Raw genomic sequence first — 26,038 nt, forward strand, 5'->3', positions numbered from 1 at the left:
TTAACCAATGATGGTGCTTAATCCTCAAAACTTAAGCTTCAACATTATGGTGATAATAGTTAGAAACCCGGTCTACTCAATAACCAAATCCAGTTCAGCGCCTGCCAAATCAGTACGGCTGCCATAATCAATAATTCCAAGAATGGAGTAACGACCGGGAGGAAAGTCTTCAGGCAGGCGAAAATTTATTTCCCGTTTACCTCCCGGTAAAACAGTGAAGGCACGATTCATAATTCGCTGGCTTTCTCCGGTGGTTGCATTAACAATATCAAAATATGGTGCGCAGTCAATGATGGCACGACCTGTATTTTCAACTTCCATGCGCAGGACTTTCCCCGAGTCATCTGGTCCGGTTACATCTCTAAAACTCAGCACCGATGCTTCGCGCATATTCTCAAGTGCAGGAGGTGTTTGAAAAACATGGAAAAGAAACTCAAACGTCTGTATGATTTGCATGCCGGTAACATTATCACCACGCTCTTCCAATGCAGTGCGTTCTGTTGCCAGCCTTACCTGCCCCACTGCCCAGCGAACCGACAAGCCCTCCGAACCGGAAGGCACCTGAAGCCTGACTTCCACATCTCTGGTTTCACCGGGAGCCAACTCAAAGAAAGCCGGAGAAGCAGTGAGCCAACTGGCACAGCCGTGTTCGTAGTCATCCATAATGGTGGTTTTTCCCTGATTGCCATCTGATGCAAAGTTGGAAAATGAAACCTGAAAAGTTTCTGCACGGTTTCCATTGTTGGTTACGCGTAAAAGCTGTGTTCCCGATTCACCCGGTGAAAGCTTGTAATAAAACCGTGAAGGAGATATGGATGCACTTTGTGAAAATAGAGTGCCTGATATAAAGCAGAATGCTGCAATAAGTATAAATAATCTGTTCATATTGTTTGATTTAAATTGTCACATGTATCGAAATATTGAGTATTACATTTCGGCTTGCAAAATAATATTAATATCAATCTTCAATAGGTTTAAAAATGTATTTTTCGTCATATTCAATTTCAAAGTCTTTAAGGATTTTCGTATATTCTTCCATAAATGATTTTTTCTGATGATGCGTTTTCTGGTTTTCAATGTAAGACGCCACAGCCGGAATTTGAGACTTTGAATATGAAAATGCACCATATCCATCTTGCCACGAAAACTTTCCGGCAACGAATTTGCTCTCATTAATCCAAAGTGAAGAATCGCCTTTAACATCCCGCATTAAATCGGATAATGATTGTATTGGCCGCATACCAAAAAGGATATGGACATGGTCAGGCATCCCGTTTATTGAAAGCATTTTATGTCCATGATTTTGTATGATTCCGGTAATATACTGATAAAGCCGTTGTTCCCATAGTTTTGAAATAAGGGAAAGCCGATTTTTCACAGCAAAAACAGCATGAATATGAATTTGAGTATAGGTGTTTGGCATGTCAGTTTTTGTTAAAACAAGATATAAGAATCTTCGCACCGTTAGGTGCGAAAGCTCGGTAAAAATATGCTATGCGAAGTTATCGCCCGCCCCGTAGGGGCGGAACAAACATCACACAAGTCTCTTTTTACCAACATGTTGCCCCTAACGGGGCAATAAACATCTTTAGAACTCTCCACAATCATCATGCTCGTTTGTGAGAACTCGGTCTCAAGCTACTTTTCCTCCTACGTATCAATCACCATTTTGGTTCTCAATATTGTTATTGGCCGGTGCCAGTCTGATAGTCCGGCCGCGTTCCACCAACTGAAAATTAACTGAATAACTGGCTACTGAGCCCGTAACCCTAAGATTTATGTTGTTATCAACCACGCTAAAACGTTCGTCAATGACTGCTTCATTTATAGAAATGGTGTAATTGCCTCCCGGAAGATACATCACGTATCTTCCATCTCTGTCGGTCAGAGAACTATAAGAATTTCCACTGGACTGATTGATGGCCGTAATGCGGATGTTGTTCAATCGAATATCGCGTTGCTGGCCAAACTGGTCGCGTTGCACCAGAATTGCCCCACTCACACGCGCTCCATCGCTGTATGGTAAATAATATCTGCCTCGTGCCGTGATTTCCCTGTGAAAACGCTTGGTTTCAGATAGTGCTCCCTGCGCAGACAAGGGAATGGTTTCGATGATGTAATTCCCCCGGGGTAAATTCCGGAAATTAACTTCACCGTTATTGTCTGTAATTAAAATATACTCCTCGGTGGTGGCGTAAAAATCGTTCCCCTCCGGGTCACTCATAGGAGTTTCGAGAGTGGCTTTTACCAAAACATTTGGTATCCCCTGCTCCTGCCGATCCTGCACCCCGTTTCCGTTCATGTCCTGAAATACTAAGAATTGCGCATCGGAATTCTTAGGAAGGCTGGCAGGCATATTAAAATTAAACTTCACCCCTGCACCAAACTCAAGGTAATCGGTGCTGGTAGAGGGTGTTAATATATTTTGGGTAGAACCTTCACGAAAAGTCTCCCTTTGGTAACTACCATGGCTAAACAACATGTATCTGCTGTAGAAAGAAAAAACAAATCCGCTGCGTGCCAGATAGTAAAGTTCAGGTCTGAAATTTACCTGTTGTCTGTTGCGCCAGGTGGAGTAGTTATAGTTTAATCCGGTGTTAAGGTTTATATGCCCGTCGAACAGCCACAAGTCATGCGTCAGATTACCATACACCTTTTGCGGATTAAACTCAGTACGAACAAACTCCATTTGGTCGAAAATGGTGTAAGGCCCGTAAAAATATCGAATCGAAGCATTGAGGTCGTTGAATCGCAACGAGGTGCGAAGGTGTGCAGTAAAGATGTTTCCCAAATCGGGATATTCTTCAAAATTCATGATACCGGCCAATGCATTGGTAAACACACCAACCCGACTGGTTCGGACGCGATATTCGAAATCCAGCCCGTATTGGTCGCTGTGCATATAGGAACTTCTCATCATGTGCCACGAAGGGCCTGCCCCAAAGTGTTCAGCACCTTTACGGTGCTGATATTTAAATGCAACCCGATTGCGTTCATTATAGAGCGAGTCAGAAACCAACAGCCCTCTTGAATACCTTTCCGGCTCATAATTATAAACGGAACCATGGAGCTGAAGACTGTTTCTGTTGTCGATGCTGTAAGTAATACTTGTTGATGCAGACGTGATTCCGTTTCGCGGAGTATAGCCCGGTGAACCATAATAACCACTTAATGAAATTCCGAACCGGTCGATGCGGGTGTTATATCCCAATGCTCCGTAAAAGCCATCAACAGTAAAAACAGAATCGGGGTTCCAATTATGATTTTCGGTACTAAAACCGGCAGAGATTCGCACACTGTGGTTGTCCATCAACCTGGTTGATGCATTCAGTAAGGCCAGGGTTGATTCCGTTCGGCGAAAATCATTATTAATATGTTGCCCATAAAGTTCAGCACGCGTATTTGACATCCGGTACATGTAGTTCACTCCAAAACCCTCGGCTGTGGCAGCATCCAGAAAATTTGGCTGACGCACATAAGTCGCACCCAGGGTATGATTCTGATAGGTATAGCTGCCCCTTAACCCTTTTCCGCTGATGCCGGCGCCGTGACGATTTAGAGAGAGATTCCCTGCCTCCACGCTGAAAGTGTTGCTAAAATATCCAAGATAATGATAGTTCCCCCGCAAGGCATCCCAGTCCCATTGGTTATTAATAAAATCTGTCTGGTAATAGTAGTTCAGCATGCCACTGTTTCTTTCGAAATAAGTGGTGCCATAAAGATTTAAAGTGGCATAAGTATAATCAGAAGCAATGTTGTATGTATTAAACTCAGCCGTTACAGGCAGAGAGTTAAAACGTGAGGGTTTAACTTTTATCTCACTATCAAGTCTGAAGCAGTCAATGGTTCCACTCCAGGTTCGTCCTGTCTGACGAACTGTTGCCTCAGTGGCAACGTGAAACCGTAATCGGTAAGACTCCTCAAAATATGATTGTGGTTGAACCACTGCTTTTCGTCCTTCATCATACAAAACAACCGGTATGGTTATGATGGTATCCCTTCCGGGAGGAAGAAAAATTCCCTTTTCAATTCCCGAAACAACACTCTCTTTGGTTCTAAAAGCAATCCCGGGATGTGCTTCACCCCGGATGATGAAATTCTCATCGGCATTACCCGTGTTGGATATACGCAGTTGAACGGAGCCGGTGTCGCGTTCTGCAGGGAAATAGAAACGATGACCGGAGGTAGCTGCCGTCCATGAACTTGTTCGTACAAAAGAGATGTTCCATTCGGCATTGCCAATGGTGATGCCCCGGGATGTAACTGTTGCATTTACCGGGTAACTGATGTTACCATTTAATTCGCCGCCCGGCATTAATCGCACCGGCACAAAAACGGAATCACCGGGATTTACAGTAACTGCCCGGGATGTTGAACCCCACAATCTCCAACCTCCGGGAACAGAGATATTAATCTGTAGTTCCTGATTCTGCCTGGTTCGGTTTCTGATGATTAAAACATTGGATGCCAAACCCTCATCACGAAGTTCGGAATATGGCTCACGAAACTGCACCTCCACCCCGGAACCCTGAGCCGTGAGCTGCGCTGAGAATGCTGATATAATCAACATGAAAAGAAGCGATATTTTCGTGAGGTGGCGCATCAATAATTATAAATCTTCTACCAAAACGTATTGAATGGTTAAACTGTACAATCCGGCTTTATAGTCAAATCCCGGCACGACTCTCAAATCGATGGAAAACCGGTAGCAATTGGGATTGACAAGGTAACTGCCGGGTGCATTGGTTCCCTGGTCGGGACAATTAACAGGAAAATCTTCCGCTTCGCTGCCAATGATGTAAACCGGGTCTGTAATATCACTTAACGGCACAAACCCTGAAACCAGAGAGGTATTGCTGAGATTGCGCACCCGCATTTGAAGAATGGATACCGGCGGCTTGTCTCCATGTATAGAGTAAGTTGAAATCTCATTCCAGAATCCGGGTTCATCCGTCTGCGTTCCCACGTATAAATCCCACTGAACGTCGGACTCAATATTGAGGGTGATGGCGTTTGAAACGGTTGCTCCGGTCAGGTATTGGTTAACGGTGGTGAAGTTAAACTCCACCGAAGGGGATGTTTTTACGGCAAAGGAAAGTTCATCCTGAGCATTTATAAGCCCGGACAAAACAAAGGTGATGGCAAAAACGCAGCAAAAACGTATTAAGGTATGGCGCATGAACATGTTTTAGTTCTAAAATACGCAAAAAAACAGAAAACAGGGTAAAAACCCTGTTTTCTGACAAAAAATATTTTAAAAACCTATTATAAATCTTCCACTAAGGAATAAACCACCTCAAGATAGTAGTAACCGGCGGCTGCAAATTCAGGCCCATCAGCACCAATGGCATCTTCAATAGCTACTTCCGAGTTTGGGAATGTTGCAGGGATGTCAGGAACCAGCCTCATATCCAGTCTGAAACGGTGTGTTCCGGGATTAGCAGCAGCCGTACCGGGAGCAAAAGATTCTCCGGCACCAGTACCAAGTTCTCCGGCCAAAAACTGAGTTTCAATCGTTGGGCCTCCGCCAGCCTCAGAATTGGTTAATCCTCTTAATGATGTAAAATCATTAAAATTTTGAGGTGCAGAGCTGGCAACAGATGAATTAATCTCAAGAATTTCTGCCGGCAAAACGGCACTACCATTGCTTGAGTACTGCTCTACCTGAGTCCAGTTGTCGGTACTTGCATAAGCATACAAATCCCAGTTCATGGTGGCATCAACCTCCAGTTGTACCGCGTTAAAACGGGTAATTCCCTGCTGGTATTCCTGTATGGTTCTGAATACAAAATCCACTTGTGGATTGGTGGTCATGGTAAGATTGAGAATCCCTCTCAAATCCATGGTCACATAATTATATTCTTCATCGCTGAGCTGTGCAACAGCATTTGGTGCAAATGATAAACCCAGTATCATAATTGCAGCAAGTGTAAGTAATTGTTTTCTCATAACCCAAATATTAATTTTAAAATAAGTGATTTCTTAATTCAAGATAATTCATTTTTGGATTAATGTAAAGAGTTATTAAGGCTGATTTGGTGAGTCTATTATACTTCAACCTTTGACTTAAGGTTTCCATTTTGTTAAATATTTTTGAGAAATCTGTTTAAAAGAGATTTTGACCACGCAGTAAACCAATTAAAAGCAATGCTTCTTTATTTAATTATAGCCCTTTGTGTACTTGACCGGATTCTTTGTGCTCATTGTGGTTTATTGGTTCTAATATGGCTAAACCATCATATTTTTTATATTTTTGGTGTTCAATAGTATAAAATCAGACACATGCTTGAAAGAATTAAACCCCTTTTGCCCTATTTGGGCATCGTAGCATTTTTTATTTTGATCACATTTGCCTACTTCAGCCCTGTTCTGGAAGGTCGCGGACTACCTCAGATGGATAATACCAAGGCCATTGGAATGGCCAAGGAGTTGGTTGACCATGAAAAAGAGACGGGAGAACGCTCCATGTGGACAAACTCGCTCTTTAGCGGGATGCCTGCATATCAAATCAGAGGTGATTCCTCTGCCAACCTGTTCAGCTACGTGAACAGGTATTCACGACTGGGATTACCTTACACCACGGTAGCCATCGTATTTTTATACCTGGTAGGATTTTTTATTCTCATGCGCAGCATGGGATTTAACCATTGGCTGAGCGTCATAGGTAGTGTGGCTTTCGCCTTTGGCTCATACAACTTCATCATTATCATTGCCGGACACATCACCAAAGCTTATGTGATTGCATTAATGGCTCCGGTGGTGGCAGGGATTTTATACACCTACAACAAAAACAAATGGGGAGGCGCACTCTTTACCACCGTTGCGCTGGGAGCCAATATTGCTTATAACCATGTTCAAATTACCTACTATCTGGCTCTGCTGGTGATGGTGCTGGTTATTGACAGATTGGTTCGAGCCATTAAACAGAACGATTTAAGGGAGTTTATGCACCGTACCGGACTGCTTGTCATTGCTGCTGTTTTGGCCGTACTACCAAATATGACCAATTTATGGACTACCTGGGAATACGGACAGGAGAGTATTCGTGGTCGTTCGCTACTGGCTGAGGAAAAGACTGAGCAGCGCCAGAGGGGACTGGATCCTGACTATGCATTTGCATGGAGTTATGGAAAAGCTGAAACACTAACCCTCTTAATTCCAAATTTTATGGGAGGGGCATCGGAGCCCATTGGTCTAAAACCAGAACTTCTGGATGGCATTGAAGATCGCATCAGCGAAGAGATGATATCAAGAGGATACAATCTTGGTGAACAGCATGGCCAGTTTGTGGGTCAGCTGGCCAACGAAGTGGCTCAGCAGTCTCAATACTGGGGAAGTAAACCATTCACATCGGGGCCGGTTTATGCAGGAGCCATCGTGTTTTTCCTGTTCATCCTTGGGCTGTTTATCTACAGAGGGAAAGAGAAATGGTGGCTGTTGGCCGGAACCATACTCAGTATTTTATTGGCCTGGGGTAAAAACCTGGAATGGTTTAACATGTTGATGTTTAACTATTTTCCGTTATACAATAAATTCCGTACCGTTGAGATGGCGTTGGTTATCGCTTCGCTCACCATCCCGGTTATGGCGATATTAACACTCAGGGAAGTTTTTAATAACCCACAAATTATTAGGGAAAAATCAAATCAATTTTTAGCAGCGTTTGGATTAAGTGGTGGTGTTGCACTCTTTTTCTATCTCTTCCCCGGCATTTTGAGCTATATGAATGAGTTTGAGATGTCGTCGCTGATGTCGCAACAGGCATCAAATCCTGATCAGGCCTTTATCTATGATATATTGATGAGGGAAATGCAAAATGCCCGGATGGCGCTGCTGAAGGCCGACGCCTTCAGATCCTTGGTTTTTGTTGCTCTGGCAAGTGCCTCGCTATGGTTCTTCTCAGGTAATAAGATTTCTGCCAAATATGTTATTCCGGGAATTTTAATTCTGATACTGGTGGATTTATGGGGCGTGGATAAAAGATATCTGAATAATGATGATTTTGTTCCTGCCCGCCAAATGCGCGCACTTTATACGCCTAATGAAGCCGATAGAATCATTCTTGAGGATGATGACCCACATTTCAGGGTTTTCAACTTACGTAATCCCTTTAACGAAGTACACACCAGTTATTTTCATAAATCCATCGGGGGTTATCACGGGGCAAAACTTCAGCGGTATCAGGATGTCATTGATTATCATCTGGGTGATTACATGCGCCAACTTTCCATGTCGGTTCAGCAAAGCAGAAATACTGAATTTATCCGTCCGCTACTATCCCACATGCCAGTGCTAAATATGCTCAATGCAAAGTATATTGTGGCACACCCTGAAATGGCTCCGGTTTTAAATCCCTATGCCAAAGGCAATGCGTGGCTTGTTGAAAATATCCACACCGTTGGAAGCACTCTTGAGGAGCTACAGGCCATTGCTAGTGTTGATTTAGCTGATAATGCGGTGGTTCATATGGATTTCGCAGACATATTGGAGCAGAAGACCATTGGTTCGGGTGGCGGACACATAGAGTTGATAAAAGAAAGGCTTGATTATTTACAATATTTATCGAATACAGACTCTCCAACTTTTGCTGTATTCAGTGAAATCTATTATACCGGCGGGTGGAGAGCATTTATTAATGGTGAAGAGGTTCCCATCATACGTGCCAATTACCTGCTGAGGGGATTATTTGTACCGGCAGGTAACAACACCATTGAATTCAGGTTTGAACCTGTTTCGTATCGCTACGGAAAACTGATATCATATATCAGTTCAATTCTGATTTTGTTATTGGTTGGTCTGTTCTTCTGGAAAAGAGATAAATTTAGAACTCCGAATCAGGAGATAATCGATTAGGATATAAAATGTAAATTAAAAAATAAAGACCGTGAATTATTCACGGTCTTTATTTTTTAATCCTGGCATATCTTGCCCAGAATTGCACTCTGCTCCATTTCCGTTATTGAAAGTTCAGACTCAATACGGATCATTTTTGTTTTTAATCCCTGTAGAAGAGCTTCCAGAGAGTTTTGTGTTTTACGTACGTAAAACAGCGCCAGTTTAATTTTTTTCTCTTCTAACCAATCAGCAATGAGGTTGTTAAAAAATGAATTTTTAAAGTCGGTGATGGCCTCCAGGTGGAGATTTAAATCTCTACCCTCCGAGAACTCACCCAATTCATTTTTAAAAGAGCACAACATCATATGAGCTCTTACCGAATGATTAAACACATCATCGGAAGTATCTGACTCCTCGCCTGCATCAGTTCCCCAATATTGGATATCCCGTAAAACTCTTTGTAATACAATCAACTCGGTTCGTGCTTTTTCACCGGTTTCATGCGCAGAAACAGCTTCTTCCAGGTCAGCTTTAAGGTTTTCAATTTTAAATGTAAAGGGTATAAGCATCTGAGCATTTGTATTTTCCGAACGATCTTCAATATACTTTTCCATCTCCTTCTTCACCTTAAGCTCCTCACGTTCCATGGATCTTATATTTCCGGATGGTAGTACTTGCATGAAAACCCTTTTTGTTAAATAATCAATGACTCTGGATCCGGCCATTTGATTTAACTTTGTGAGTAATAACTCCCTGCGTGATTTATTCTTCAGATGTTGATTTTCCTCCAATATATTTAAAAAAACCTGATAAAGAGTCAGATTTTTTGCCATTGAAGCCCCAAGTTCATATTTTTTCAACCTTGTTTCTGCTTTTCGAAAAACCGAACGCTCATTTTTTAAAGCCTCACTACAGTTATCATATATTTTCTTTTGATAATTATAGCGTCGAATTTCTATTCGAGTTTCAGAAATCTTTTGTTGATAATGGTGAAACATAATGATCTTCTGTTAAAAATTCAGGAAAACAATACTCCTCATTTTCAAAATGCATCTAACTATCTACCTGCACTTTATGATCCTACCTTAACCAAGACACCTCAAAAATGATGAGTTAATTATTTCAATATTTCTACTTGGGCAGGGATCACACCTATTTAACTAAACAATCTGTTTTCAACAATATAAACAAATTGATTGATAATTTTAAAGGACAGCATATTACAAAGACAATTCACAATTTACAGGCCAAACTTTCCCCGTGGTCAAAGATATATAAAATTGGTAAAAGATTGTATACCTTTGACTTTAGTTTTTTGTTAATTTTCAGAACCTCTTGTGTTTAACGTAATAATAAATAAATCTTAGTGAAATTGGAATGTGATGTAACAGAGCAGGTAAGAATCCGAAGTAATGAGTCATGATTATGAATCTTTCTTTTAAACCGGGAAAAATATTTTGCCTTGTAAGTCCTCCTTCCAAAAATCTTGATAGAATCATCCCAGTATTTACCGCCACACCTGCACTCTTAAAGGCAAAAACTACCCAATCAAAATCCGCTGACAATCTATACCTAATGTTGTAATTCGAAGCAACTCTTCGGCTAACGATTACTGATTGATGACTTACCAGCATCCCGTTTAAAAAATCTCTGAATTTCAACTTTTTTTTAGGACGTAATCTCCGCAATCCGATCTCATGGCCAAAATAATCAACTATCATTGTTTCGCCGTAGTAAATATCAGCGCGGGGGAAGTTTTGGAAAATTTGTGACAAAACCTGCGGATCAGAAACCTCATCGCCTGAATTGATGAACCATAGATAATCGCCTGAAGCCAGACTCATCCCTTTATTCATTGCATCATAAAGACCTTCATCGGGCTCACTTATCCATAGAGAAGTTGCATACTCATATTTCCGGATGATCTCAATTGTATCGTCACTACTTTTCCCGTCAACGATGATGTACTCCAAATTACGATAATCCAAAGCGGCAATGCTCTTAATCGTACGTTCAAGGGTCTCAGCACCATTGTAAACAACGGTAATTATCGAAACTTTGGGATAAAAGCCATTATTTAAATGGAGATTTGTATTATGAGATAGTACAGAGTTCATATATTTGTAGAATGACCTTTCAAATATAGTAATTAACAACGGAGTGAAAGAAGAAAAAAACGAAATAAAGATTTGCCTGGTATCAACCTCTGACAGAACAGGCGGTGCTGCCATAGCAGCAAACCGCCTTTGGTATGCGCTTAAAGAACACGGAGCCAGTGCCAAAATGTTGGTTCAGAACAAATCATTAACCAACGAGGAAATCATTTCTACTTCAAAGAACTCCTTTCATAAAATCAAGCACTTCGTGCAGTTTGCTTCCGAAAGGTTAAAGGTAAGCACCATCATCCGTGACCAAAAAGATCGTTTCGCTTTTTCTCTGGCTTGCACAGGTAACAATATTCATCAACACCCGGCTATAAAAGAGTGCGATATCATTCACTTGCATTGGATTAACTTTGGATTTCTTTCTCTGAAAGCGATTGAAAATCTCCTGAACACCGGAAAACCTGTGCTTTGGACATTTCATGACATGTGGCCATTTACCGGAGGGTGTCATTATAATGGTGACTGCTTTAAGTTTATGGAAGGATGTGGAAATTGCCCGTTATTAAAAAATCAACATCAAAAAGATTATTCATTTAAACATATAAATAGAAAACATAGTTTATTATCCAGCAGTAATTTATATATATCCACACCATCAAAATGGTTTTCCAGTTTTGTGCAAACTAGTGCACTTCTAAAATCGAAAACCATCTATACTATTCCCAACACCCTTAATGATAGTATATTTAAAGTATACGATAAATTAAAGTCCCGTAATTCATTATCATTAAGCAATAATTGCAAGTATATAGCATTTGGAGCACCCAATATTCATGACCGGAGAAAAGGTTTTGATCTGCTTGAAAAGGCATTAGAAAAAATTTCGCAGAACAAGTACAACCAGGATATCAATCTGTTGATTTTTGGCAAAGTGAAGAAAAAAATCAAATTTCCTTTTAAAGCACATTACTTCGAATACATCAGCGATGAAAGAACACTGGCAACCATTTACAACGCAGCAGATGTAACAGTTGTCCCTTCACGCCAGGAAACATTCGGCCAAACAGCTTCCGAATCACTGGCATGCGGGACTCCTGTTGTTGCTTTCAATTCAAGCGGTTTAACTGAAATAGTAGATCACAAACAGAATGGGTATCTTGCTGAGCCATTTAATGCAGAGGATTTAAAAGATGGAATCGAGTGGCTATTGGAGCATCCGAACACAGTCAAACTGACTCAAAACGCCAGAGAAGCATTTCAAAGAAAATTTGGGTCACAGACTATATATTCACTTCAGATGGAATTGTATAAAGCAATGTTATACAGCTAACTATATATCTTGTGACACTCACCCGACATTTCACCTTATCAAGCTGTTATACAACACAATATCAATCCGTCAAAAATACGACTATAATGGAGTTAAATCGACCTATTGGTTTTGAGTAAATCCGCCAAAGGAATCAAGTCAATCTCAGGAAGAGGTAATTCATCTTGACTATTTAGAAACTCCTGATTCAGCATATATAACCGGCTATTCCATCGGTCTTGTTCATGAAACCGGGTTTCAGAAAAATAGTCTTCATCAACATCTGAAAAATTGAGTTCACAGTGTGAAAGCACCCATTCCTCGTCAATCATATATAACAAAGGTAAACCATGAGTTCTGCATATAAAGGGTCGGTAGGGATAAATGCTGCAACTGTTATCCACCAATAAGGGACAAACATCATCCCCATGGTCTGCTTTATCCTTATTAAGATGCGTCTGCTCTGAACGTATAACTTCATATTCAACGGGTAAAACTTTGAATGACAAACAACAAAGCGAGCAACCCTTTTTACACATCATATGATTTTGATGCAACTTCTCAAGACTGGCAATCTCTTCATCAAGTTCACGCCGCAGATCAAGATATTTCTTCTTTATGCTTTCTTTTAGTACCATTCGAATTAAAATATAGATAGATTACAATGGAATAGAGAACCTGAAAACTGAACCCTTCCCGGGTTTTGACTCTAACCAGATTTTACCGCCCATCAATTCAACGTGTCCTTTGCAAATAGCAAGGCCCAAACCGGTACCCCCATATTTGGTTTGCACATCCGGGTTTGCTTGTCTGAATCTTTCAAATACCTTATCCTGCATTTTTATAGGGATTCCTATTCCGGTATCACTTACAAAAAACACGATCTGTTTCTTATCTTCATCAACGCTTTCTACTCCATAAACCACTTCACCCTTTTCTGTGAACTTAAGAGCATTGCCAATTAAATTATTAAACACCTGCTTCAATTTCAATTCATCTGTTTTTATAGAAAATCTATCGGGAAGGCTGGATAATATAACAGACTCAAGAACAATGCCTTTTTTAGTTGCATTATTACTAAATACCGACTTTAAATCAATTAACAGCTCTTTTAGGATAATCTTTTGAAGGTTCATTTTCTCTTGTTGTGTTTCAATTGTGGATATGGTCAAAATGTCGTTGACCAGATTCAACAATTCACGGCTGCTGTTTACTATGATTTCAGAGAAATTGACTTTATCATTTTCTTCAAAATCGGGCAACGCCAACATCTCAGAAAAACCAATAATGGCATTTAAAGGTGTTCGGATTTCATGTGATACGTTTTGCAAAAATGCCGTTTTCAGGTTTTCGCTCTCCTGAGCACGCTCAATAGCTTGAACCAGCTCCTCGTTGGTGCTTTGCATCTCCTCATTAATGGACTGATACTCTTCATTAAGCATGGCATATTCTTCATTTTGCTGTTGCAATCTACCCTTGCTTTCCTTAAGTTCTTCTTCGTAGTTTTTTTCCCGGGTAACATCACGCCCAACACCAATATACGCAACCGGCTCTCCTTCCTCCAGTATCGCACTATTGTCCCAACTGATCCACTTCCAACCTGAACTCAATTTTATTTTCTGTTCAAAACGAACTCTGTATGGAGGCTTTTTTAATTTCTCCAAAGCTTCCAGTGACGACACCGCACTTTTAGAGTCAATAGGAGGTATAAAAACCTTTCCTATAATTTCTTTATCTGATTTATCTACAGCACTACAGAAAGATGGACTCGCGTATAGATAGCGTCCTTCAAGATCAACTTTAATGATAAAGTCATTCTGATTTTCCACCAGAAACCGATAATTCTCCTCACTTAATCTTAAAGCTTCCCGAGCTTCCATCATTTCAGTTACATCTCTTGTAACTCCCAAAACCTCTTTCACACGCCCGTGTTCGTTTGGAATAAGAGTTGTGGTTACCTCAGTAACAATGATACCTCCTCCTTTCTTTATCTGGTTCAAAATAACTGTTCGGGTGCGATAGGACTCATCGCCGCTTTCAAATTTCAAAATTCTGTGTGGCAATGATTCTGAAACAAATTTAAAGGAGTCAGGACTCAGAATATCTATAAGTTTAAAATTCAGGGACTCTTCAACAGAATATCCACTTACCCGTTCAACAGAGGGACTCATATACCGAAACTTATGAGTCACGGCATCCATTACCCAAATAACATCTCCCACATTTTCAGAGATCATACGGTATTTCTCTTCACTCTCCCTAATTGTACGTTCGGCAAGTACCCTGTGTGACACATCGGTAAAAACTGTTGCAAAAGTTTCGTCACTCATGGAAATGGCCGAAACATCAAAATACCTGTCCATGGGCTCAAAATACTCCTCAAAACGAATAGAAGTCCCTTCTTCCACAACTCTGCTAAAAACATCTAAAAAAGGAGCTTTTGATTGTTGGTAAAGATCGGTAGCTGTTTTACCAATAACCTCTTTCCTTGTCAAACCAAGTATTCTTGAATATGCTGCATTAATATCAATCAAGGTATAATCTGTAATTTCTCGCTTATCATTTCTGATGACCCGGTGCATGGCAACTCCCTCGGCCATAGAGTTAAATAAAAGAGAAAAGCGCTGTTCGCTCCTGTTTAGTTCACGGGTTCGCTTTTCAACATCGTGCTCCAATCTTGTTTTTCGGGTACTTAAAAGTCCCACCACAAAAGAGAGAATAAGGGTCATGAGAATAGCCAAAGGCAGGGAAACAGGCAAGGCAATAGATGGATGGGTTCGGTTAAAAAAATGACCCGGGAAAAAATCAAGTTTCCATGCTTTTCCGTACATAAATAAAAAGTACCCGGCTGACATATCTGTTGATTTTTGATCACGCATAACCTCATCCCCAAATCGGCCAATATGAATAAAATCATCCTGATTTTCTACCACTCCGAATTTAACATTAAAGAGATTTTCTTCAGACCCACGAAGTGCAACGGATCTGCCTAAAAGCTTATTTGTATTTACGACCAAATAGACGAGACCATTGGAATTATTTTCTTCATTCGAAAAGGGAATATAGAAGATCAACCTTGATTCTAGGGTGTCCGCCTCATTAAATAATATTTCTGTAGACAGAATTCGTTGTGAAACAGCATAATCAATTACATGCTTTGTATGAATGGAAAACTCTGGAAAACTATTGCCAACTTCAAACAAATCCTGAAAACCTCGCTCATTTTGACGCACAACATATTGGTTGTATCTCTCTTCAGCCCATCCGATCGATTCAACAAATTCAAGTTCCAGTAAAAAATTAACTTCCTCTCTAAACAGCTCCTCCTCAATTTCAAAAAGCCGGCTCATAGAATTCGAAGTCCGCATCAAATGCCACTCAAAAGTACGCATATAAGACCTAAACTGGTTGGCTTGTATAGATGAGGATTGTTTAAAAATCTCTTTTCTGTACCTGTATTCAATCCGAACTGAAAACCAGATTATTAAACCAGAAATCAATACGGAACCTATAAAAGTAAAAATGGCTTCAGGACTTTGCCACCAAATCGAACGTTCGATTCGCATGATGTGCGGTCTTGAAAAAATAAGGTTTCCGAACAAGAGGATCAAAAGCAGAGCAATGACCAGAAACTTTGGAAGTATTAATGCCTGTCGGACCTCATTAATCCATTCATGTTCATGGATGTCCATACCAACAACCATAAAAGGCTCTGGAGAATGTTGTCGGAATACCGGATAGAAAGCACTGATATAATGGCCAAACTCATCTTCATAAGGGCCCACTATCAGATGGTTGCCTTTTCTAAATACATCCATTAATCCTTGCGGAGGTATTTTATAAATATCCCCCGGTTTTGAGGCATGAAAAAGATCGGGGTGTATGCTTTCAGGTCCGAATAAAATTTGAGAATCCCGCAAAACCATGGTATAGATATCTCTGTAATTCAGCATCCCGGATGCATCACGGAATTGCTGGTTTAGTTGATGATATACAGGATTATCAAGGTCGGACAGATTAAATTCCAGGTTTGAAATGGTGCGAAAACTAAGTCCCTCTGCGACAGCCTGTGCGCCTGATAACAATTCCCTCCGCAGCTCATTTTCCCGAACATTTTTAAAATGATGCACTATAAAGATACCCCCAAGAAATAAAACAAGACTCAAATACGCAATGACCATTCGTATGGTTTTCTTTCCTTGCAACTCGCTGATGTCAGCGTTAAACTTCGAAATCAATTCGGATTTTCGAAATGCCAGATAAAAAATGACTATTACCACTCCTAAAGCGACAATATTCATAACAAAATGAGAAACACCATAGCTGATCATTAGACGTTTTGGTTAATTCAGGATTTAAATTTAATAGGATTGAGAGCAGGTTGTCAAAATGAAAATATCCCGGGGATATCCCTATCATGTATTTACTGCCCAGGAATAGCTTTGTTTTATAAGCATTTTTTCAGTATTGCAGCTTCAAAAAAAACACAACCTCATTTTGTCAATTCCACTCTAATTCAGGCACGTAATTTACAAATAATTTTAATTCTATGATATTTTCATCTCCTGATAATCTATTACTTAAAATGCAATCGGCCTGTTTTAATGAATTGCAGAACAAAGTTTATCTCATCTTTTCGAATGATTTTGAATAAATACATGGCAATGGCCATGAAAGTAATTATTAGAGACTTCAACAACCAGGAGACGGGAATTTCCAGATTAAAAGTCCATATTCCTGCAATCACCATAACCACCCATAACATAAAAAGTAAAAATAGTTTTCCAATTTGGAAATTAATGGATTCCAGTTTTTTAACCTCTGCATAAAACCAACCCATTCCGATAACCTGTGCAATCAGTGTAGAAACTGAAGCACCCATTTTTCCATATACCGGAACCAGCGCAAAATTCAAAAGAATATTGATCGCAGCACATGTAACCAAAATAATAGAAATCAATCTGGTTTTTTTATGCTTGTTGAGAGGTAAAGTTAGCAACTGCCGCCATCCGCTGAAAATCAACCCGGCAATTAGAACAGGAATGAGTATGATAGACTCACGAAAGAATTCGGAGCCTGCCGATATAACCATCATGATTTCGGGTGATAACAACACCACCCCTAACCCCCCGAATGTGATCAATATCAGAAACAGCCGTGAAAACCTGGAATAAAACTGCATGTTTGACTTATCATGCAGGGTTTTAAAAAAGTAGTTGGAATAAGCTGTGATTAGGGATGCTATTACAACCATTTGAACCAGATTGGCAATTTTAAATGCCATACCATATCCAGCCACTTCTCCAAGATTTTGATATTGATTAATAATATGCCTATCACTTAAAGTTAAAATTGTAGTTAGAATATTTGATATGGCCAATGGCAAGCCATATTGAATCATCTCTTTAAGGACATTTACATTAAACTTTGGTTTAATGTGATTTAATATAAATGGAATCAAGGCCAAAAAAGTGACTCCATGAGCCAACATTTGCGCCATGTAAATACCTTTTAAACCCATTTCACGAAATTCCAGAAAATAAACCGTCATGCCGATTACCAGGAGAATATTCAACGAAGTCCAGATTGTTTGCAACTTGGCCCTTTGCTCTAACTTCATTAAATAGAAAGGGACATCATAAAGTAAACGGAAAAAAGATCCGGCCAGAAAGTACAAAATAATCTCTTCAGAAACCCGGTATCTGAAAACCGTTTCGGACCATATATTAAGTAAAACGGCCACCAGAGCCACCGCTATGAAACTGGTGAAAAAATTAAACATCCACGTGGTAAAAAAGAGTTCCTTTTTACCACTGCGGCTTTTCATTTCATGATACCATCGCATGAAACCACCTTTAACACCCCAACTGGATAGAATCAGAATGAATTGAAAAATGGTTTCAAACAGCGTAACCACACCAAACTCGGTTTCATTGATGTATTTTAAATACAGGGGAAGCAGAATAACTCCACTCAGTTTGGTAAGTACATTGCCAATGCCATATATAAAGCCCTGTTTAAAAACAAACTGTACCGGTTGATGCATGGTTTTTCATTGAGATCAACAACAAAAATAAGAGATATCGGCTAATTAACACTCATTAAATTAGCAATTTTAAGTGCTTGTTCTATTTTTGTAATTGCAAATACAAATTATCATCTTACAACTTTTTGTTTTGAAGGGAAAATTTCTAAAAATATCATCCTACTATCGTGACTTTCTGCAGGATTATTATGTGAAATTCCCGATGGTAAGAATACAGAGCCATCAGGAACAGCTTACGCACCTCATGAATCAGTACTTTTCATGGTCGGATAATTACGGCAGGCTACTTTCAGCAAAAGGACTCGAAACCATGGAAGTAGTTGCCAATGCAACACCATTGCAAAAAGCATGGGCCGCAGAAAATAATCTTAGTGCAACACTAACAGCTGAAGAAATCATTCTGGCTCAAATTGAAGCTTTTAAACCGGAAATGATATATTTTCAAGACAGCATTACCTTTAATGGCTCATTCATCAACCAACTTAGGAGAAAATTTCCCTTTATTAAAATCTGCATTGGAAATATTTGTGCTCCATTTACATCTGCGCAAATTGAATCATTTAAAGCTTTCGACTATTTTACAGTATGTTCCCCGTTTTTTCAGCAACAGCTACGACAGTTCGGGATAAACAGTGTGGTTATCCCACACGCCTTTGACCAGCGAATACTTGAAAAAACTGAAAAAGAGAATGAATGGCCTTCGGTACCATTCATTTTTACAGGCTCCATTATCCCAGGTGATGGGTTTCACAGCATACGAACCATGGTACTTGAGCAATTGGTTCGGGAGAACATCCCTTTTTCGTTTTATGGAAACCTGCCTGATAAAAACAGAATAGCTCTTTTGAAAAAGCAGGCGGCATATCTGGCGGCAACGATGATGGACAATATTGGGTTAAAAATCATCACGGACTGCATAACACCCATAAGAAAAGGGAGAAATCATAGTTCTTTTCCACAACAACTTAAAGTCTCTTCGAAACTCTATAAAATGGTAAAACCACCATTGTTCGGACTTGAAATGTTTAAGGCCTTGTCTAAAGCAGAGATCGGATTCAACATTCATGGTGATTGTGCCGGCGATTACGCGGCCAACATGCGACTTTTCGAGACCACCGGAGTAGGAACTTGTCTTCTTACCGATAACAAAAGTGATCTGAAAAATTACTTTGCACCTGATCATGAAATTGTCACCTATCAATCTGCTGAAGAGTGCATCGAAAAGGTGAAATGGCTGCTTGAGCATCCTACTGAATTGGAAGAGATCGCCAAAAGAGGTCAGCAAAGAACCCTTTCAGAGCATCATTTTGAGAACCGTGTTGATTTGTTTTACGATGAACTGATTAAGCATCTGTAAATAAGAGCGGACTGCAACTAAAATTTGTTAGGTTTATCATAACAATGGGTAACTAACGCTACTTCTAAGAAATCTGCAACTCGCTGTGAAAAGGAAACTATTGTGCGAACAATAACCCTTTTCAGTTACAACTACTTTCCATTCAGGATATTATTTATTGATTAGGCTCTAGTTTATAATAGCGTTTTTATTTTCAGAGGGTCTGACAAGGCCAACCTTATGGGATAGGGATTAACACCACGGTCTAAACTCTATAAAAACAAGGAATTAAGCTGCCCTTCACAGGGCGAATATGAAATACATCGCATCAGCCCAAGGCGTTGCCTTGGGCTGAATTAATTTAGGCTTTCAGCCTGTTGGAAGACACAATCTCAATACGCAGTATTGTTTTAGGTTGGATGAAATAAGGCTTGCAGCATTGAAAATACTTTTGGCATTGATGTAGCGCACAGATAAAGTATCTTGCTTATTGCAACGCCACGGAGTGGCAGATTATTTCAACCCAACGGGAACGTCTTGGGAGTAACCGCAATGAGAATTTACGTCCTGAAAGGGTGTAAGCAATATAGCCAGTGTCAAGTCAACCATAAAATGACGGGTTAACCTGGTGCATTTGGTGTTTCCCCCTTGGGAGTTAGGGGGGTGAGCGAGGGAGGTAATCCTTTTTATCTTCACACCAGATACAAATAATCAGGAAGAACATCATCAAAATATCTCTTTTCAAAATGAGCCTTCTGATGAAAATATTATCATGGATTAGAATTGCTGTTGCCCTTTCAGGGCTGTGTTATTTTATTTCACAATCCCGGGGATGCACCCCAGGCTATTGATTAAACCCTTTCGGGGTAAGTATAACTATTTAGGCAAAACTAATTATAGACTCAAAAAATCTAAAAACAATATAGAAAGCATTAGATTAAAAAAGGATCTTACCAAATGAGGTGAGCCCCGATTGATTTGGCAAGATATCAGGGCTAACGCCCCTTGATGAATTGGTTCATTGCTTTGCTGCTACGAAGATATCAGGGCTTACGCCCCTGCGTTAAACTGAACGAACCATTGTTAAAATCTTCCCACACAAGAACACGGCTAGATTAGTGAGATGTTTTCGACCCTTTTATAACAGACATAATTTGCTGTCCTGTAACCGATTCTGGATTTTTACTCATTATATCCTTCAATAATTTTGGATAAAACTCAGAAACACCGGGATACTCGTCATCCATCAATCGGCAATTATGCCAAAGCAGGGAAAAAACGCCTCCAAAACGCTCAGCCTCTTCAATGAGTTTAAAAACTGAAGCATTCAAGCCATTTAACCCAACTTTGCGATAATTTAAAGGAGATATCTCCATCATGCTCAATGGGATTTCCCATAAATCAAGTTCACGATTTTTTTCCAAATCGTAAAGTTTAAAGGGATAGCAATATCCGTTTCGAAAACCTTCATGGCCAGCAAAAGAGAGAGAGGTATCATAAGCCAAACCAACAGCCTCCTGGTTCCTGAAAGTTTCAGTGCCGGTGACTCTTAAAAAATGCTGGCGAATGCCAACCGGTTTTCGACCAGTTACTTTTTCAAATAGATTAAACTGATACTTTAACTTAAAAGAGTCATTCGCCGAATAATAAGAGCCATGCAATCCGGTTTCAAAACCGAATTCACTTAATCTTTTGATCAGATTAACCATTCTTTGATCAGTCAACCTATATTGTGAGTCAAGATTTTTATGTTCCCTGTGAAGAAAAAACCAGGTTGATTTAATTCCCAGATTTTTTTCCAGATTGATCAGATAATCGAAATTCCACCAGGGATCTTTAAGTGCAAGTGGAAATAAATTCTTGAAAACCCCTTTAAAGAAATACTTTATGGTTTTTCCATACCCAATACTTCGGGGAGCCAGTCCCGATAGCTGCTTAATCTTATATAAAACCTCTTTAGGATGATAGAACGCAACACGATCCACATCATGGCTCAGGAAAAACCCGAAACGGTCAAAAAGCCTCTTTCGCTTAAATGATATCTTATGAAAATGGCAAAAAGCCTCAATTCCCTGAAGTATGGCTTCAAAATAATAGTTTACCAACGGAATTTCCGGACAACCCAAACGGTACTGAACAGAAACTTCATAACTAAACCTGTCAAACTGATCCCTCTTTCCGGATTGCTCTGCAACACCGGCCAAAAGATAAAATGAAGACGTTATAAAATCATGATTAAATATGATTTGTCCATATTCATTTAAAGTATAGAATGTATTCAATTCAGGACTATCCGAAAACAAAACGGGAATCTCTTTTTCAAGAATGCTAATGGAAACCGGGGTTTCGAGAATTTCATCACATAAAGGAAAAATGATGACAGGCTCTTCCTTATTCGGTAACTTATCGCTGCTCTTTACGAAAAAGAATTTCGACACCACCTCATCATCAGGCTCCCAATGAAATGATAAATGATTTATAATATACTCTATATTTGTGGTATATTGCATCTCAATTAAATTATAGATTGAAATCTATTCTTAATAATTTTTACTGCGCTGTGAAACTTCACACTTAGGTAATTTCCGGTTGAATGATCCCAACGCAAACGACAATCTTTACATGTGGGGTCATTGCAAAAGAAAAAGGCGGGGTCTCTTTTAAGAATCTCTCTTTCAATCCTTAGGGTTTCGTTCATCTTTGTTAGATAAGCAACACCATTTCCAACCTTTCCTTTTACTAAAATGCCCGCATTTTCATAATGCGGGATAAATTTTGGAAACCCTTGGGTACATCCTCCTTTGTATTTGGCTTCATACAAGTTCACATTCCCGTCTTCATCAAGATAGTTGATGCCTTCAACTTTTCGCTTCTTATTAAATGGCAACTCCTCGATGGCCACATGAGCAGTGCCCGTAACGTTGACATTTTCTCCAATGGTTAAATGCCATGCTCCAGCTTCAGCCAATTTCTCTAATGGCTCATATGCCATGCTGTCAGATGTATGTGATTCAATTATATCTCTTGCTGAGCGGCCTATTGCAACAAACTTTTTAACCGGGTGATTGCTGCGTATCATATCAGGATGATTTATCATTAAATCAACAATAGCTCCGGCATAAGAAGGAGAATCAGGTTTGCTTAGTACCAATGAATCCTTTTCTGACAAGGGCAGTGGAAAAGCGTTCAAATATCCATTGGCTATGAGGGCTCCTTTCTCACCAACTGTATCCAACAAAGCTCCCAACAAGGTTCTGGCACCATCTTCCATTAAACCAATTGAACGAACTGAAACCATAAGATGCAGAATGGTTCCCGGTTTTATTCCGAGATTAATCAGATCATTCAATAAAATTGCTCTTGTCAAAACCATATTCGAATAACATTATATGTCTCAAAAGGGAATTCATCGTCCAATATACTTGCTTTCAGGTGGCCCTAAATACGATTCTCTCAAACCTCCGGCGTCTATTACAAACTTTTGGAACACGATTCCTGTATCAACCACCCACAGCTTAAGGGTTTGTTTCCCGGGTTCATTGATATGATGTCGCGATGTTTTAATCTTTATCTGATTGCCAACCGATTGCATCCACCAGTCGGCATATTTATAATCGGGAACTATTTCACCTTCATTCATATTAATAATTTGCGGTTTCTCATCGTTAATAGAAATGGCAAATTTTAAACCGCCTTGCTTTTTAAAATCCTGCGTTGGCGAAAGATAAGCTTCAACTGTTATCTCACCTGCATCAAATACAGTGAATTCGTATTCTACCATGGGAGAGTTTTCACTAAGGGTTTGAGTCGGAGAGTTAAATGGCTCAACAATAATTGAGGAACTTTCGCGACCAAGGTTCGGGACTACTGTCCAGCAAAGTTCTTCTGAATCAAATTTATTAGTAAAATTGGCCGCTCCTATTGAAACAACTCCGTTGTTTTCCACAAACCCGGAGGCTTTAGGAAGCTCATTGCGAACCGGAATTTTCACCTGATGCTCCTGCCCGGCACCTTTTATCATTATTTCTCCCACCGGGTTTCCATCCGGAACTTTTTCCCAATCAATGCTTACATAAACCCTCTCATCGAACTCTATGCTGCCTCCTGTCCCGGATAAGTTTATCCAATCGTTTTTAGCTTCAACCGAATAGATTAACCTGCCTTCTCCCATGTTAAAAATATCCACATAGTATTCTTGCTGATTATAGGGGTCAAATTCAGAAAAACTATCGCTGAACGTTGGTTCTCCTTCAATACTAAAACCTGCCCATACGGCCTCGGAGCCATACTCAACCTCAAACCCCAGTTTTGGTTTATTTGGTATGTGAATATATGATACAGCGGGCATAATGTTTGCCCGGGGATGATTCCAACTGGTGTATCCAATGCGGTTCTGAGACATCATGTGGTTCCACTTGCCGTCTTCCAGATCTTCGTGAAACTGGCGGGTTAGTTCGTCATCCTTAAAAAAGAGATCTCTCACCTTATCAACATAAATGTTTGTAGAAGCACGTCCCTGTAAAGCATAAAGCCTGTTTTTTGCTGCCGTAACATACAGTTCATTAAGGTTGCTGCTCATCTCAATTGGTGATAACACCAATTGATAAAATGCAGATTTATGAGTTTCAGGCATCTGTTCATAGATTTCCTTGCTTCTTTCCAATAACAATCTGAAATCATTAATAATCCGATCTGCTTCCCTATAATTTTCGATGCTGTATGTTTCAGGTGATAACATCTCATGCGTTCTGCGAGCATTATATTTTGTATAAAGAGCTATAAGCTCTGCAATATCATGTTTATGGGTATCTCCAAACTTACGCTCAGCCCAGTTGATGTAGTAGTTTGGCAGATCACCGGCTTGAATTGCTTCCGGATTCCATGCAAAATCAAGAAAGAAGCTGATAGGGAACTCCATGGGTTTAATATCTCCAACATTAACCAACCACAATTCTTTTACGCCAAAATCGTATGTGATCTTCATTTGCTCCCACACCCGTTCAATCTGGGTTACATTATGCCATCTGTATGAAACAGGTGCACCGACATAATTGAAATGGTAGTACATTCCAAAACCTGCTTTGTGATCCAGTTCATGCTCTTTTGGTAATAGACTGACATTTCCCCAATTATCGTTACACAGCAGGATCAAAATATCGTCATCAACGCGCATTCCCTGATCCCAATAATCCTGAACTTCCTTGTAAATTGCCCATAGCTGAGGAGTTTCACTGGCTGGTTTACCTGTTACATCAGCTATGATTTCCCGTTGATCGGCAATAATGGTCTCCAGTAGTTCAGTGGCTGTTTCGTCTGTCATAGCCAGATCGCCATCACCGCGCATTCCAACTGTGACAAAAGTCTCATAATCTCCGATGCGTTCAACCCCTTCGCGCCAAAATTCACGAAGATTTTCCTTATTGGTTTCATAATTCCACTCGCCGCCATAAAAATGATTCCACTCGTTATGTGCACGCATCATAGGCTCATGATGCGTGGTAGAGATAACAATTCCATACTCATCTGCAACCTTAGGGTTTAATGGGTCATCCACATAAAACATTGAAGGTAGCCACATGGCCGGCCACAAAAAATTGGCTTTACTTCTTAGCAATAATTCATATACGGTAGAATAAAATTTATGGTTAAGGCCTCCAAAATTTTCAATGGCCCAATTCCTAAGGGCAGGTGCCTCGTCGTTAATAAAAATCCCTCTGTATTTAACGACAGGCTCACCATCTGTATAGGTGCCGGGTTTAATATAAATCTGGTTTTTCTTCTTTATAGGCACATCAGCCCAATAATACCATGGTGACACTCCTATTTTTTCCGATACATCATAAATTCCGAAAACAGTTCCCCGTCTGTCACTTCCGGCAATAACCAGCGCGTTTTCGATGCCGGGGAGTGGATTTTCAACTGTTTTTATAATGAATTTCTCCCATTTACCTTCTAACTCTTGTTTATCAATATGCCCACGATTAACCAAATCATCAATCAACTTGCTCTGGCCTAAAGTGCCCGCAATTACAGCATATTTTGCAGTAGAAACCTCATCATACTTTAGTTCCGGCTTTCTTCCGGTTACCCGATAGATATCTTCCTGTAAATCACCAAATGCTCTTGTAACTGAAGGAGAGTCATCTGAGTTAATTAATAAGGATGCTGTATATTCCATATCGCTTAAAACAAAAAAGGCCTCGCCTTTTTCTTCAAAAACGTAGGAATTATTTTCAGCCATTCCTGCAAAAACAGAGCAGGTCAGCATGCCTATTAAAAGAATAGTGGACAGTAATTTCATCTGTTTATATTTTTTAGTTACCAGATTGAGCAATCATGAAAATCAATCCTTTGAGCGACAAAACTTACTCGACATGGATGTTACATCATAAAAACCTTAGCGTCAA

16 protein-coding genes are annotated in these 26,038 nt (G+C 39.9%); 3 read left to right on the top strand and 13 right to left on the bottom strand.

Going from position 1 to position 26,038, the window contains the following annotated elements; all coding sequences use genetic code 11:
- Positions 1–72: 72 nt before the first annotated feature.
- From B5X70_RS05915 to B5X70_RS05935, 5 genes are all read right to left on the bottom strand, one after another.
- Complete coding sequence (locus B5X70_RS05915; protein WP_079556972.1) at positions 73–885, bottom strand: fimbrial biogenesis chaperone; 813 nt, start codon at positions 883–885, stop codon at positions 73–75.
- Between the two features lie 73 nt (positions 886–958).
- Positions 959–1,423 (bottom strand): IS200/IS605 family transposase, encoded by a 465-nt coding sequence (tnpA, locus tag B5X70_RS05920; RefSeq protein ID WP_079556973.1) that lies wholly within the window; start codon positions 1,421–1,423, stop codon positions 959–961.
- Positions 1,424–1,657: 234 nt separating this feature from the next.
- Positions 1,658–4,570, bottom strand: coding sequence for an SdrD B-like domain-containing protein (locus B5X70_RS05925; RefSeq protein WP_157666488.1), 2,913 nt, complete (start codon positions 4,568–4,570; stop codon positions 1,658–1,660).
- A 39-nt stretch (positions 4,571–4,609) separates the two neighbouring features.
- Positions 4,610–5,179, bottom strand: coding sequence for a hypothetical protein (locus tag B5X70_RS05930; protein ID WP_143255035.1), 570 nt, complete (start codon positions 5,177–5,179; stop codon positions 4,610–4,612).
- 86 nt (positions 5,180–5,265) lie between these two features.
- Positions 5,266–5,949 (bottom strand): hypothetical protein, encoded by a 684-nt coding sequence (locus B5X70_RS05935; protein ID WP_079556979.1) that lies wholly within the window; start codon positions 5,947–5,949, stop codon positions 5,266–5,268.
- Positions 5,950–6,282: 333 nt separating this feature from the next.
- Between B5X70_RS05935 and B5X70_RS05940 the strand changes: the two genes are divergently transcribed.
- Complete coding sequence (locus B5X70_RS05940) at positions 6,283–8,853, top strand: hypothetical protein (RefSeq protein ID WP_079556980.1); 2,571 nt, start codon at positions 6,283–6,285, stop codon at positions 8,851–8,853.
- A 56-nt stretch (positions 8,854–8,909) separates the two neighbouring features.
- Here B5X70_RS05940 and B5X70_RS05945 read toward each other — a convergent pair whose 3' ends face one another.
- Both B5X70_RS05945 and B5X70_RS05950 read right to left on the bottom strand, forming a co-directional pair.
- A complete protein-coding gene (locus B5X70_RS05945) occupies positions 8,910–9,833 on the bottom strand; it encodes a hypothetical protein (protein ID WP_079556982.1) in 924 nt (307 codons plus the stop codon).
- Between the two features lie 327 nt (positions 9,834–10,160).
- Positions 10,161–10,952 carry a glycosyltransferase family 2 protein gene (locus tag B5X70_RS05950; protein WP_079556983.1) on the bottom strand — a complete coding sequence of 264 codons (792 nt, stop codon included), beginning with the start codon at positions 10,950–10,952 and terminating at the stop codon, positions 10,161–10,163.
- A 43-nt stretch (positions 10,953–10,995) separates the two neighbouring features.
- On the opposite strand from B5X70_RS05950, the gene B5X70_RS05955 reads away from it, so the two are divergent.
- Positions 10,996–12,270, top strand: coding sequence for a glycosyltransferase (locus tag B5X70_RS05955; RefSeq protein WP_079556984.1), 1,275 nt, complete (start codon positions 10,996–10,998; stop codon positions 12,268–12,270).
- Between the two features lie 92 nt (positions 12,271–12,362).
- Here B5X70_RS05955 and B5X70_RS05960 read toward each other — a convergent pair whose 3' ends face one another.
- From B5X70_RS05960 to B5X70_RS05970, 3 genes are all read right to left on the bottom strand, one after another.
- Positions 12,363–12,887, bottom strand: a complete 525-nt coding sequence (locus B5X70_RS05960; RefSeq protein WP_079556986.1) for a YkgJ family cysteine cluster protein — start codon at positions 12,885–12,887, stop codon at positions 12,363–12,365.
- A 21-nt stretch (positions 12,888–12,908) separates the two neighbouring features.
- Complete coding sequence (locus tag B5X70_RS05965) at positions 12,909–16,580, bottom strand: PAS domain S-box protein (RefSeq protein ID WP_079556987.1); 3,672 nt, start codon at positions 16,578–16,580, stop codon at positions 12,909–12,911.
- 245 nt (positions 16,581–16,825) lie between these two features.
- The gene (locus tag B5X70_RS05970; RefSeq protein WP_079556988.1) at positions 16,826–18,295 is read right to left on the bottom strand and encodes a lipopolysaccharide biosynthesis protein; all 1,470 of its coding nucleotides are present in this window, start codon (positions 18,293–18,295) and stop codon (positions 16,826–16,828) included.
- Positions 18,296–18,425: 130 nt separating this feature from the next.
- Here B5X70_RS05970 and B5X70_RS05975 point away from each other — a divergent pair, with 130 nt between their 5' ends.
- The gene (locus B5X70_RS05975) at positions 18,426–19,652 is read left to right on the top strand and encodes a glycosyltransferase family protein (protein ID WP_088328869.1); all 1,227 of its coding nucleotides are present in this window, start codon (positions 18,426–18,428) and stop codon (positions 19,650–19,652) included.
- Between the two features lie 1,094 nt (positions 19,653–20,746).
- Here the strand turns inward: B5X70_RS05975 and B5X70_RS05980 are convergent.
- The 3 genes from B5X70_RS05980 to B5X70_RS05990 are packed head-to-tail and all read right to left on the bottom strand — an operon-like array spanning position 20,747 to position 25,932.
- Positions 20,747–22,141: a polysaccharide deacetylase family protein gene (locus B5X70_RS05980; protein ID WP_079556989.1), complete on the bottom strand. Its 1,395-nt coding sequence runs from the start codon at positions 22,139–22,141 to the stop codon at positions 20,747–20,749.
- A gap of 5 nt (positions 22,142–22,146) precedes the next feature.
- Positions 22,147–23,004: an AAC(3) family N-acetyltransferase gene (locus tag B5X70_RS05985; RefSeq protein WP_079556990.1), complete on the bottom strand. Its 858-nt coding sequence runs from the start codon at positions 23,002–23,004 to the stop codon at positions 22,147–22,149.
- Positions 23,005–23,037: 33 nt separating this feature from the next.
- On the bottom strand, positions 23,038–25,932 hold the full coding sequence (locus tag B5X70_RS05990; RefSeq protein WP_079556992.1) for a glycosyl hydrolase 115 family protein: 2,895 nt from the start codon (positions 25,930–25,932) through the stop codon (positions 23,038–23,040).
- Positions 25,933–26,038: the final 106 nt, after the last annotated feature.

The sequence above is a fragment of the Alkalitalea saponilacus genome (assembly GCF_900168165.1).
GTDB lineage: Bacteria > Bacteroidota > Bacteroidia > Bacteroidales > Marinilabiliaceae > Natronoflexus > Natronoflexus saponilacus.